Origin of the sequence: Rhodoferax sp. (assembly GCF_018063565.1) — a bacterium.
GTDB lineage: Bacteria > Pseudomonadota > Gammaproteobacteria > Burkholderiales > Burkholderiaceae_C > Rhodoferax.
On the sequence record NZ_JAGPBB010000038.1, the window covers coordinates 25,421 to 36,860 of the forward strand.

General features: G+C 56.7%; 12 protein-coding genes. 8 read left to right on the forward strand and 4 right to left on the reverse strand.

Annotated features, from left to right (window positions below; translation table 11 throughout):
• Positions 1-35: 35 nt before the first annotated feature.
• The gene (locus KBF66_RS10560; protein ID WP_296656154.1) at positions 36-1,202 is read right to left on the reverse strand and encodes an MFS transporter; all 1,167 of its coding nucleotides are present in this window, start codon (positions 1,200-1,202) and stop codon (positions 36-38) included.
• Between the two features lie 91 nt (positions 1,203-1,293).
• Here KBF66_RS10560 and KBF66_RS10565 point away from each other — a divergent pair, with 91 nt between their 5' ends.
• The 4 genes from KBF66_RS10565 to KBF66_RS10580 all read left to right on the forward strand — a co-directional run bounded on the left by KBF66_RS10565 (position 1,294) and on the right by KBF66_RS10580 (position 5,377).
• The gene (locus tag KBF66_RS10565) at positions 1,294-2,208 is read left to right on the forward strand and encodes a DMT family transporter (RefSeq protein WP_296656156.1); all 915 of its coding nucleotides are present in this window, start codon (positions 1,294-1,296) and stop codon (positions 2,206-2,208) included.
• A gap of 143 nt (positions 2,209-2,351) precedes the next feature.
• Positions 2,352-2,972 carry a DUF3750 domain-containing protein gene (locus tag KBF66_RS10570; RefSeq protein ID WP_296656157.1) on the forward strand — a complete coding sequence of 207 codons (621 nt, stop codon included), beginning with the start codon at positions 2,352-2,354 and terminating at the stop codon, positions 2,970-2,972.
• A 15-nt stretch (positions 2,973-2,987) separates the two neighbouring features.
• A complete protein-coding gene (locus KBF66_RS10575; RefSeq protein ID WP_296656159.1) occupies positions 2,988-4,619 on the forward strand; it encodes an AMP-binding protein in 1,632 nt (543 codons plus the stop codon).
• A complete protein-coding gene (locus KBF66_RS10580; RefSeq protein ID WP_296656161.1) occupies positions 4,616-5,377 on the forward strand; it encodes an enoyl-CoA hydratase/isomerase family protein in 762 nt (253 codons plus the stop codon). Before KBF66_RS10575 ends, KBF66_RS10580 begins: the two co-directional genes overlap by 4 nt.
• Before the next feature lie 70 nt (positions 5,378-5,447).
• Here KBF66_RS10580 and KBF66_RS10585 read toward each other — a convergent pair whose 3' ends face one another.
• The 3 genes from KBF66_RS10585 to KBF66_RS10595 form a co-directional block, all read right to left on the reverse strand.
• Positions 5,448-6,335, reverse strand: coding sequence for a dienelactone hydrolase family protein (locus KBF66_RS10585; RefSeq protein WP_296656163.1), 888 nt, complete (start codon positions 6,333-6,335; stop codon positions 5,448-5,450).
• A gap of 116 nt (positions 6,336-6,451) precedes the next feature.
• Complete coding sequence (locus tag KBF66_RS10590) at positions 6,452-6,721, reverse strand: DUF2164 domain-containing protein (protein WP_296656165.1); 270 nt, start codon at positions 6,719-6,721, stop codon at positions 6,452-6,454.
• A 64-nt stretch (positions 6,722-6,785) separates the two neighbouring features.
• The gene (locus KBF66_RS10595) at positions 6,786-7,406 is read right to left on the reverse strand and encodes a flavin reductase family protein (RefSeq protein ID WP_296656167.1); all 621 of its coding nucleotides are present in this window, start codon (positions 7,404-7,406) and stop codon (positions 6,786-6,788) included.
• A 254-nt stretch (positions 7,407-7,660) separates the two neighbouring features.
• Here KBF66_RS10595 and rarD point away from each other — a divergent pair, with 254 nt between their 5' ends.
• The 4 genes from rarD (at position 7,661) to trfA (ending at position 11,339) form a co-directional block, all read left to right on the forward strand.
• Positions 7,661-8,539, forward strand: a complete 879-nt coding sequence (gene rarD, locus KBF66_RS10600; protein ID WP_296656170.1) for an EamA family transporter RarD — start codon at positions 7,661-7,663, stop codon at positions 8,537-8,539.
• A 304-nt stretch (positions 8,540-8,843) separates the two neighbouring features.
• Positions 8,844-10,010: a tyrosine-type recombinase/integrase gene (locus KBF66_RS10605; RefSeq protein WP_296656172.1), complete on the forward strand. Its 1,167-nt coding sequence runs from the start codon at positions 8,844-8,846 to the stop codon at positions 10,008-10,010.
• Between the two features lie 171 nt (positions 10,011-10,181).
• Positions 10,182-10,418 (forward strand): AlpA family phage regulatory protein, encoded by a 237-nt coding sequence (locus KBF66_RS10610; RefSeq protein ID WP_296656175.1) that lies wholly within the window; start codon positions 10,182-10,184, stop codon positions 10,416-10,418.
• Between the two features lie 33 nt (positions 10,419-10,451).
• Positions 10,452-11,339, forward strand: a complete 888-nt coding sequence (gene trfA, locus KBF66_RS10615) for a plasmid replication initiator TrfA (protein WP_296656177.1) — start codon at positions 10,452-10,454, stop codon at positions 11,337-11,339.
• The last annotated feature ends 101 nt before the right edge of the window (positions 11,340-11,440 follow it).

Below are 11,440 nucleotides of genomic sequence, written 5' to 3' on the forward strand. Positions count from 1 at the left end.
ACGCGGGGTGATCCTGGCGCCCCGCCAGGTTTAAATCATACCCGGGCGGTGGGGCCCCGCCTGGCTAGCCACAACACGGCAGCACCGGTGCACGCGACCGGAATCATGGACCCCAGATTGAGCCACTGCCAGCCGCTGGTGGTGACCAGTACACCGGAACTGAACGAACTCAAGGCGGTGGTGGCAAAGACAAAGAAGTTGAGTGCGCCTTGTGCCCGGTCTTTCTCGGCCGTGGTGTAGGTCTGCAAAGACAGGGTGGTGCTGCCAGTGAACAGGAAGTTCCAGCCCACCCCCAGTAAAAACAGCGCGATCAGGAACTGATGCAAATCCACGCCCGAGAGCGCAATGGCAATGCACAACGCGTTGAGGGCCACGCCAATGCCCATGATGGGCAGTACGCCAAAGCGCTTGATCAAATGCCCGGTGAAAAAGCCTGGGGCAAACATCCCAATCACATGCCACTCCAGCACCAGCGCGGCGTCACTAAAGGGCAGGCTGCACTGCTGCATCGCCAGCGGGGTGGCCGCCATCAGCAGGTTCATCACACCAAAACCCAGGGCGCCAGTGATCGCGGCCACAATGAACACCGGCTGACGCATGATCTGACTTAAGGGGCGGCCATCACCCGCAACTTGTTTGGGAGGCAAAGGCGGGAAGCGGATGAAATGCAGGACCAGCATCGATAACAACGCAACCCCTGCCAAAGCCATGTAAGCGCCGACAAAAGGCACCTCAGTCAGGGTGCGGGTGCGCGCGGCCAGATTGGGGCCGAGCACGGCCCCGATCAGGCCGCCCGCCATGACCAGCGATACCGCCTTTTCGCGAAAACCGCTGCCGGCCAGTTCTGCGGCGGCAAACCGGTATAGATTGCCATTGGCGTTGTAATAGCCTGCCACCAGCGTGGCAGCACACAGTAGCCAGAAGTTTTTGCTCACGGCTGCATAAGCGCACAGCAGTGCACTGCCCAGCGCCACCATCAGACCGAGCTGAAATGACGCCTTGCGGCCGAACCGGTGCTGCGTCCTGGCCACCAGCACGGTCGACAGGGCACCCCCTACCACGTAACCCATCACCGGCAAGGTGGCCATCCAGCCTAGCGGTGCCAGGCTAAAACCCACCAATCCGTTGATGGCGATGAACGTGACGTTGTTGGTCAGGAAAAGTCCCTGGCAAATGGCCAGCAGCCAGAGGTGTCGGTTCATGGAACGAAAGAGTGACTGGAAAGAGTGGCATTGTCGTCGCACGGGGGGAGGCCAATCGCGTACAGTTGGCGTTCATCCGTTGATAGCCTCCATGACCCAACACCTGTCCGTACGCACCGCCCTGCTTTTGACCCTGCCCCCGCTGCTGTGGGCGGGCAACGCGGTGGTCGGACGGATGATGGTCGGTCTGGTGCCGCCGATCACCTTTAACCTGCTGCGCTGGCTGGCCGGGTTTGCGTTGTTGCTGCCATTGGCAACCTGGGTGTTGCGACGAGACAGCCCGTTGTGGACCCATTGGCGACGCATGGCTTTGCTAGGGCTGCTGGGGATGGGCAGTTACAACGCCCTGCTATACATGGCGTTGAAGTCCTCCACCCCGCTGAACGTGACGCTGGTGGGCTCGAGCATGCCCATTTTTATGTTGGGGCTGGGGCGACTCTTTTTTGGTGCCGCCATTTCCCGTCACCAGTGGTGGGGCGTGGCGTTGTCAACCAGTGGTGTACTGACGGTGCTGAGCCGGGGTGAATTGGCCCAACTGGGCAGCCTTCGCCTGGTGCCCGGGGATATGCTGATGCTGCTGGCCACCGCCACTTGGGCATGGTACAGCTGGCTGCTCATCAAGCCGCAAGTGAACCAGGTGGATCCGGCGGCACTGCGTACCGATTGGGCGGCGTGGCTGCTGGCGCAGGTGGTGCCGGGCATCTTGTGGTCAGCATTGTTTACTGGCGCGGAGTGGGCGCTGGTACCCGACTTGCAGGTGTCATGGGGCTGGCCACTGCTCAGCGCATTGGCCTATGTGGCCATTGGCCCGTCGCTGCTGGCTTACTTTTGCTGGGGTCGCGGCGTGTCACAGGCCGGACCGCAGGTGGCCGGCTTTTTTGTCAACCTGACCCCATTGTTCGCGGCCGTGCTGTCAGCTGCGGTGTTGGGCGAGGTCCCGCGAACCTACCATGCGGTGGCATTTGCGCTGATTGTTGGCGGGATCATCATCAGTTCGCGCCGCTGATGCGTCACGGTTGTATGGCTCTTGTGATCTTGGCTGCGCCGCTTGCCTGCGCGCAGGATACAGCGTTCGCTCCCGAAACACCGCGTGGAAGCTGGGCGACAGCACCCAGACACTCCGCAGGAATCGCACCGGACCCAGTAGCGTTGTCGAGCATTGCCATCGTCCAGGTGTATGCCGCACCGACTTACGGCTGGCGCGGCCATTTTGCAGTGCATCCCTGGATCATTTTCAAGCGCCGTGGTGAATCCGTTTACACCCGCTACGACGTTGTGGGCTGGCGTGCACCGGACGTGGTTCAGCGCGACTACGCTGTTCCTGACGGCCTTTGGTACGGTTCGACTCCCAAGCTTCTGGTGGATCACCAGGGTGTCGAGGTCGAAACCATGATTGATGCGATCGAAGCGGCGGTGGCCAGTTACCCCTACGCCAGGCAGTACCGCAGTTACCCCGGTCCCAACAGCAATACATTCCTGGCCCATATCGGGCGCGAGGTCAAGGCATTGCAACTGGATTTGCCGGCCAACGCGATCGGCAAAGACTACCGGCCCATTACCGACCCGATTGGTATCTCGTCGTCGGGTTCGGGTCTGCAGTTCAGCCTATTGGGCCTGCTCGGCGCGAGTGTGGGGGTGCAGGAGGGCCTGGAACTGAATGTGCTGGGTTTGAATTTTGGGGTGGACCTCAATCCGCCAGCGCTGCGATTGCCCTTGATCGGGCGCCTCGGATGGGGGCCGTCAGTGAGGCCACAGCCCGACCCAAAATAAAGGAGAAAACCATCCATGCCATCGAGTTCTGTCAGCAAGGCGTTTCCTGACCTGGCGCCATCGTTGGCTGCCGAGTTGCGCCGCGCCGCGGTCGAGCAGCCCGAGCGACCCTTCATTCGCATGATGGGTGGGGAGTGGACCTATGGGCAAGTCGATGCCGAAACCGATCGGGTTGCCGCCGGTTTACATGCGCAAGGGGTGCGGCGCGGTCAGCACGTGAGCCTGATGCTGCCCAATTGCATCGAATTTGCCGTGTTGTGGTTTGCCTTGGCGAAACTTGGTGCGGTCGCGGCACCGGTCAACACCTCTTTTCGTGGGCAGGTGTTGGCCAACGCCCTGAATTTGGTGGAAAGCCGCTTGATCGTGGTGCATGTCTCGCTGGTGGAGGCACTGCGCGAAGTCGCTGCCACACTTGCCAACATTGAGACAACGGTGCTGGTCGGGGTCGATACGACGGCGAATGGTCTGAGCTTTGACAGTCTGCGCGCAGTGGCTCCGAACGCCGAGACCCTGCCACAGCCAGATATCCACTTCTCCGAGTTGTGCCTGCTGTTGTACACGTCGGGGACCACGGGTCGATCCAAAGCGGCCATGATTTCCCACCGCTTTGTCCTGGCCCAGGCGCAATTGACCATTCTTGGGCTCGGTTTGCGAGCCGACGATGTTCTGTATTGCCCCTATCCGATGTTCCATCTTGACGCTGCCGTGATGACCATTGCGCCAGCGCTGTTGCTGCGCGGTGTGGCGGCAATCGGCGAGAAGTTCAGTGTCTCACGCTATTGGCAGGAGATGCGCGAGCTCAAGGCAACGGTCTTTGACTTCATGGGTGCCACCATCACCATGCTGTGGAAACAGGCACCTTCGCCGCAAGACCGCAACCATCACGCACGGCTGGGTTGGGGTGTACCCTTGCCGGCCTGGGCAGCCGAATTCGAATCACGCTTTGGCTGCCAGTTGGTCGAGCTGTACGGGTTGACCGAGGCTGGCAGCATGATCTTCACACCGCAGGATGAGCCCCGTCGTCCGGGCTCCTGCGGCAAACCGATCGGCCCCTTCGACGTGGCTTTGCTGGATGCAGATGGATTTGAGGTTCCCGTGGGTGAGCCGGGTGAACTGGTGATTCGCCCGCTGGAGCCGGATTTGATCATGCAAGGCTACTACGCCATGCCGCAGGAAACCTTGTTGGCTTTTCGCAATTTGTGGTTTCACACGGGTGACGTGCTCAAGCGAGACGCCGATGGTTTCTTGTATTTTGTCGGTCGACGCAAAGACATTGTGCGCCGGCGTGGTGAGAACATCTCGGCGGCGGAGGTGGAAATGGTGATTGAAACCCATCCGGATGTGCTGGAATGTGCAGTCATGGGTGTGCCCAGCGAGATGACCGAAGAAGAGGTGATGGCCTGCGTTGTGTTGCGGCCCAACGCCGTGTTGGCCCCCGCCGAGCTGCTGGATTTTTGTGCTTCGCGGATGGCGCGTTTCATGTTGCCGCGCTACCTTCGTTGGATGGCGCAATTACCCAAGACGCCGACCGACAAGGTCGAAAAGTTCCGGCTTCAGCAGGAGTTTCAGAGCGCCGAAAAGTGGGACAGCGAAAAACGCCCCGAAAGCACCCCAACGTCGATCATCAACGTCAAGGAGTTGTCATGAATTTTGCACTGCACGAGGTTCAGGGTCCGGTCAGCATCGTCACCTTGAATCGGCCGCAACGCCTCAACGCCATCGGTGGCGCCTTGCTGCTGGATCTGCACGATGCCCTGGTCCAGGCGCAAAACGACCCGACCACCAGGGCCATCGTGCTCACCGGTGCCGGGCGGGCCTTCTGCGCCGGTGACGACCTCAAGGAATTTGAACAGCAGGCACAAAGCCCGGCTTCCATCGCCCAGCATTGCGACCGCATCCAGCAGATCACCCGTGACATCATGTTTGGTCCCAAGGTGGTCATTGGCGCGGTGCACGGTTATGCGGTGGGCGGCGGCTTCGAGTGGGTTCTCAATTGCGATATGGTGGTGGCGGCCGACAGTCTGGTGTGCTTTTTTCCTGAGATGGCCCTGGGGCATTTTGTGACCGGTGGGGTGACCCATTTACTGCCGCAGACACTGGGGCACCAACGCACGATGGAACTGATGGTGCTGGGTGAGCGCCAGGGTGCCCAGCGCCTGCGCGAGCTTGGACTGGTCAATCGCGTGGTTGGTGCCGAAGTGATGCTGCAAGAAGCCGTCCACTTGGCGCAACAGGTGGCATCACGCTCAGCCACTGCCACCGGCAGACTCAAACGCCTGCTCAACAGCCAGTTGCAGCATCAACTCGCCGGGGCACTGGAGCTGGAGCAACAGGCGGCGATGGCCTGTTTTGCCGACGCCGATACCGCCCAGCGGGTGCAGGAATTCGCTGCCAGCCGTTTGTAGCCTGCTCGGTAGCGGCTGCCACCGGATCCCTGGCAGTTTCCGCCAAAGGGTCGCCCGGCAGATGCTGTGGCTAAACCAACCTTGTCTTGAAAAATGCGGTCGTGCGCTGCCAGGCGAGTTTGGCCGCCTCGACGTCGTAGCGGGGCGTGGTGTCGTTGTTGAACCCATGCTGAACACCGGCATAAACGAAAGCCTCAAAGGGTTTCCCTGCTGCTTTCAGGGCGGCTTCGTAACCGGGCCACCCGGCATTGATGCGCTCGTCCGCACCGGCGTAGTGAATCAACAGGGCAGCCCTGATGTTGGGGACCTCTTGCAGCGCCGGGTGTACGCCATAAAAGGGAACCGCTGCCAGTAACTCCGGAACCCGGGTTGCCAGCATATTGGCCACGCCACCTCCATAGCAAAAGCCCACCGCGCCGACTTTGCCGGTGCTGTGCGGGTGGGTCAGCAAGGCACGTGTGACCGCCAAAAAGTCCTGGGCTGTTTTGCTGCCATCCAGTTTGGCAAACAGGGCGCGCGCCTTGTCTTCATCGCCGGGATAACCCCCGAGTGAGCTCAGCGCGTCCGGCGCGCAAGCGAGAAATCCGTCCAGTGCCAGGCGGCGTGTGATGTCTTCAATGTGTGGATTCAACCCCCGGTTTTCGTGAATCACCAGAATGGCAGGGAGTTTGGTGTTGCTGCCCGCTGGTCTGGCCAGGTAGGCACGGATGCGGTTATTGCCCAGCGGTGACTCGAATGTCTGATAGCTGGTTTGAAGTCGCGAATCGTCAGGCGGCACTTGTTGCGCTTGTGCGAACTGAGGGCTCAGTGCAGCCAGCAGGCCGGCTGCTGCCGCTCCCGAGCCGGCGATACCGGCGGCAAGATCCAGAAAACCGCGGCGGCTGATGTCGCCATGGACGTAGCGGTCAAATAGCTGAAGCACTTCAGGCTGGAAGTCTTGTGCGGTCAGACGGGTCATGAAACGGCTCCTCGAAACAGTCAGGAATGGGCAACATCGGGGGGTCCACCAGGTGGCACGTGCAGTCTGAGCAACTGACCTGAACAGGGACTGCGCGCCACGATGGCACTGCCGCCTTAGCGCCTGGTCTTTGGGTCTTTCTTGCGCCAGTACTGATACTCGTCTTCGTGGACCTCAATGTCAAGTTCGGAGACACGCAACTGTAGGCGTTCCTGCACATCCGAGACGGCCTGGTTGTAGACCACCGGTCCCAGCTCTTGCAGAAAAAAGCCCAACAGCGCAGCGGCGGCGATGTTGCCAATTTTCTCGTCCCGTTCTTCAAGGTAATAGCGCTCAATCGATGTGATGAGTTGCTGGCGTGCTTCCTTGGTCAGTTCAATTGTCATGAGCGAAGGTTCCTGCTTGAAAGTGTGTTTGGCGTTTTCAGCTCCATTCGGGCAACGCGAGTCCTCAGGCGGGACGTGTCATCTTGAATAATTGTGCAGGGCCAATCGTGAAATAGTCGGCCGGGCCGCCACCCCGCAAGATGTGATCGGCAGTGGCGGTGTCGTACCCCCCATCTTTGATCAAGCGACGGGCAATGTGTACGGCCACCACTTCGCCCAATATCAGCCAAGTCGGCACTTTGCCTCCCTTTGCGGTTTGAAGCTGCACGATTTGTGTACAACGGCACTCGAAAGACACCGGGCTCTGCTGTACTCGTGGCGCCTTGATCAACCTCGAAGGAACGGGTGTTAGTCCTGCCAAGGCGAATTCACTGACATCAGGGGCGACGTTGGCACAGGATTGGTTCATGGCCTGGGCCAATGGCTGGGTGACCAGATTCCAGGCGAACTCACCGGTCTCCTCAATATTGCGAAGGGTGTCTTTATGGCCGATGCTGGCGAAGCCGATGATGGGTGGCGTGTAGTTGAACGCATTGAAAAAACTGTAGGGCGCCAGATTGTTCAAGCCAGTCGCATTGCAAGTTGATATCCAGCCGATCGGGCGAGGGCCGACGATGGCATTGAAAGGGTCATGCGCCAGACCATGGCCATGGCACGGTTCGTAAAAGTGAATGGGATCTGTCATGGATAAGCTTGAACGGCAAAATTGCCCATAGCCTGAATGTACCCACACCCAAGACCACCAGCGCTGTGGGCTACCGCTGATGGACTGTCGGTTCGCGAACCTAAGTCAGGGTTGAAATGCGTCGCAGTGACCATGATCAGATTGGTGGCTTGCATGAGGCGTGGCATAGTGAGCTATTGTGAAGCGAGACAGATTCCTTGACTCAGCCACTTGCCCTACCCGTCAGAACCCTCAACCATGATTGCCGTTTCAAATTGAATTCAGGTGTGCTTTATGCTGCGTTGGCTTACACCTTCTGGGGTTTGTTGCCGGCCTTTTTCAAGCAGCTCGGCCATGTCAACGCGTTGGAGGTGGTGATGCACCGCATGGTGTGGTCGCTGGTATTCTTGATGCTCGTGCTGGCGTTTCTCAAGCGTTGGGTATGGCTGGGAGAGGTGGCGCGCCAGCCACGGGTGTTGGCAGCATTTGCGCTTTCTGCCTTGTTGTTGTCGGCCAACTGGTCGGTATATGTGTGGGCGGTGCACAACGCTCAGGTGGTCGATGCCAGTCTGGGCTACTTCATTTTGCCGCTGGTCAACGTGGGGTTTGGTTTTGTCTTTTTGCACGAGCGCCCGCGTCCATTGCAGTGGCTGGCGGTGGCCGTGGCTGCTGCTGGCGTGGTGTGGCTCACGCTACAGGCGGGGCGGCTGCCATGGATAGCACTGGTGTTGGCGGCCACTTTTGGCATTTATGGCCTGCTGCGCAAGGTGGCCACGCTTGGTGCGCTCGAGGGCCTGACCCTTGAAACCCTGTTGTTGGCGCCAATTGCCGTGGGCATGTTGGCGTGGTGGTCCTGGCACGGGGAGGGCGCGCTGGTGCAGGGCAACGTCGCCACCTTGGGCTGGCTGCTGCTGGGCGGGCCGCTCACCGCCATACCCCTGCTGCTGTTTGCCACGGGCGCACGCCGCATTCCCATGGCCACGTTGGGCATCCTGCAATACATCTCGCCCAGCCTGCAAATGCTGCTGGGCGTGTGGCTTTATGGTGAAGTCTTTGACCCGGCGCGTGCCCTGGGGTTTTACCTGATCTGGCTGGCCCTGGTGGTTTACAGCGTTGACAGCTTGCACAACAGCCGCAGGCAACGATCCAGGTAGGCACAGCGAGTTGCACGATGGCTGAACGTGGCCACCAGTTGTAGCGAGTCGCCTCCGATCCGGCGATCTAGCAAACATTGGCGACTTCACAGGAAAAAAGCCAGAGAAGCGTCTGGTTTTGGTATGGTGGTGGAGAGGAGGAGGATCGAACTCCCGACCTCTGCATTGCGAATGCCAAGATTCACCCTCCAAGCAACTCCAAGAATCTATATAAATCAACCACTTATCCAAAATGAACTCCAAGCAAATACACTAGAATATACGCACCTTTTAGACACTTTTTAGACACCGTTTGGACACCTGTATGGCTTTCAGATTAGACACTGTAACCGGACGCGCAGCATTGAAGGCACGGCATGCGCCGTATTGGGCCAAGATTCAACAGGGGTGCTATTTGGGCTATCGCAAAGTCACTGCTGATAGCGTTGGAGCTTGGCTCGCGAGAACGACTGCGGGCTATGGGAAATATCAGGTCCATAGCATTGGGGCGCTCGATGGAATCGCCGGGGCATCACGGTACGATGAAGCTTTGAAGCTCGCCCGTGTTTGGTTTGAGCATCGAGAGCATGGTGGCTCACATGCGGAAATCACAATCGAGCAAGCATGGAACCGCTATTTTGAGACGCTCAAGCCAGCCGGCGCCGAAGATGCAAAAGGACGCTATAAAAGATGGATTGAGCCTGATCAACGGTTAGCGCAGACAAAGATGCTCAAGCTAACGGTCGGTCAAATTAAAGACTGGCGTACCAGACTTGAAAAGACGTTTTGTATTCCACAAGACAAATCTAAGGAACCGACCAAGCCAAGGTCAGCCTCAGCTATCAATCGGGATATCGCGGTTTTTCGGGCGGTACTAAATCGCGCTAAGACTGATGGATATGCATCAAGTGATAGTGCTTGGAGCAAACAGCTAAAACCAATTGCCGGTGCAACTGGACGCCGAGATGTGTATGTGGATGCAACGCAAAGGTCAAGGCTTATCGAACATGCCGATCCAGACATCGCTTTATTTATTCGTGCATTGTCGTTATTGCCTTTGCGCCCCGGTGCTGTTGCTTCCCTTGTTGTAGCAAATTTTGATCCTCGATTAAGTGTCTTGACGGTCGGGAAAGATAAGGCAGGCAAAGATAGAAAGCTGTCGCTACCTATCGCAACTGCGCATTTCTTTGCTGCACAGTGCAAAAATAAATTGCCAAAGGCTGCATTGTTCACGCGAGCAGATGGAAAAGCGTGGAGTAAAGACACTTGGAAAAAGCCACTTCGCTTGGCTGCGCTGGCGGCTGGACTGCCTACTACAGCGACGGCTTACACGCTAAGGCATTCGGTGATCACTGATCTAGTGAGCTTACACAATATTGATTTACTGACTGTGGCGGCGATGAGTGGCACTAGCGTTGCGATGATCGAGAGTTATTACGGGCACTTGCTACAAGAACGTGCAATGGCTGGATTGGCAAAACTGGTGGTTTAGGGTGACTCTCACAGCAAAGATTTAGTCGCCGCCGCCGCCGCCGCCATATATCCGCCGCCGCGCCGTGTTGTTTGGCCGACACGCGCCAAGAACGCCGAAGCTGCTATACCTTGGTACTCGGGCGGTAAAAGCTGTAAATTTACTCCATGATTATTTACTTAGAGTATTTACATGAAGCTCATTCGTTTACCAGAGATTAAAAATAAGTTCGGCTATCGGTCTGATGCCAGTGTTTTTGCATGTATTAAAGACGGGATTCTGCCGCCTGGAGTGCTCATTAGTGCTAAATCGCGTGCATGGCCTGACTATGAAATCGACGAAATCATCACAGCTCGAATTGCTGGTAAATCCGATCACGATATAAAGCAAATTGTAGTTGGTCAAATTGAGAAGCGCAAGTCGCTGTAAATTCAGGTTTGTCAAAGATAGCGGTGGAGTTATATGGGTCGAAAACGTTTATCAGATCTACCTAGCTTAGAAACGCAGGCGCAGAATGATCCCGAATTTAAACAAAAATTTCGAGAGGATTATTCTTTAAGCAAACTTGTTGACTTGAAAAAATGGGCAGCACTCGCAGAGCAAGCGCAAAGCGAGGACTTGGATGACAAATATCTAAGACATTGGCCGGATGCTGTGCGTGCAACTCCTTGTAGCATCTTGCAGTGTGCGTTGTTTGGTATTAACGGTGGAAGCACTCGCGTCTATTATCATGAAAAGGTAATGGCATCTGTTGGGGGAGTTGATATCTGTTACACAGGTGAAGAATTAGATCAATATGACCGAATTACTTATTTGGCAGTCCTGCATGCGTTCAGAAATCGAGAACTTGGGAATACCTACGCGACGTCACTTTATGAAATGCTGGAGATTGCTGGACTCAGCGACAACGGGCAAAACCGTTTATTGGTGAAAGAGCGTTTAAAGAGACTGGTTTCAGGTGTCCTCATCATCAAAACAAAGAAGTTTTGTTTCTATGGTAGCCTACTGGGATCAGCATATATCGCTGAATCAGGAGAACTACGCATAGGATTGAACCGAAATACAGCGATGTTCTTTGAGTTAGACCGAGTTACATATCTTGACAGTGACATCCTCACAGAACTGCGAACAAGTCAGCTTGCACTTTGGTTGCACTCTTTTTACTCTACCCACAAAGACACAACCACCTATCTATATAGCGTAGACACTCTAAGAAAGCTTTCGCTATCAAGAGAAATTAAGCTAAATCACTTTCGCGATAACTTAATCAAAGCTTTTGATCGAATTAGCGAAATATATGACAAGCGAAAAAAAACGTTTAGATTGGTTGTGTCCCAAGACGTGGTGTAAGTTCTTAGCCCGGACAAGCTGAGATACACGGTACTCAGCGTGCCACTGCGGACAGCCGAGTCGGAGGAGTATCGCAGAGGGTTTGCAGACCTTCAAGCTGC

What these genes read in the sequence shown, in the direction of transcription:
- KBF66_RS10565 (WP_296656156.1), top strand. Translation starts at nt 1,294, where the DNA reads ATGACCCAACACCTGTCCGTACGCACCGCCCTGCTTTTGACCCTGCCC.
- KBF66_RS10580 (WP_296656161.1), top strand. Translation starts at nt 4,616, where the DNA reads ATGAATTTTGCACTGCACGAGGTTCAGGGTCCGGTCAGCATCGTCACC.
- KBF66_RS10595 (WP_296656167.1), bottom strand. Translation starts at nt 7,406, where the DNA reads ATGACAGATCCCATTCACTTTTACGAACCGTGCCATGGCCATGGTCTG.
- KBF66_RS10585 (WP_296656163.1), bottom strand. Translation starts at nt 6,335, where the DNA reads ATGACCCGTCTGACCGCACAAGACTTCCAGCCTGAAGTGCTTCAGCTA.
- KBF66_RS10610 (WP_296656175.1), top strand. Translation starts at nt 10,182, where the DNA reads ATGAAGCTCATTCGTTTACCAGAGATTAAAAATAAGTTCGGCTATCGG.
- KBF66_RS10590 (WP_296656165.1), bottom strand. Translation starts at nt 6,721, where the DNA reads ATGACAATTGAACTGACCAAGGAAGCACGCCAGCAACTCATCACATCG.
- KBF66_RS10575 (WP_296656159.1), top strand. Translation starts at nt 2,988, where the DNA reads ATGCCATCGAGTTCTGTCAGCAAGGCGTTTCCTGACCTGGCGCCATCG.
- KBF66_RS10605 (WP_296656172.1), top strand. Translation starts at nt 8,844, where the DNA reads ATGGCTTTCAGATTAGACACTGTAACCGGACGCGCAGCATTGAAGGCA.
- KBF66_RS10560 (WP_296656154.1), bottom strand. Translation starts at nt 1,202, where the DNA reads ATGAACCGACACCTCTGGCTGCTGGCCATTTGCCAGGGACTTTTCCTG.
- trfA (WP_296656177.1), top strand. Translation starts at nt 10,452, where the DNA reads ATGGGTCGAAAACGTTTATCAGATCTACCTAGCTTAGAAACGCAGGCG.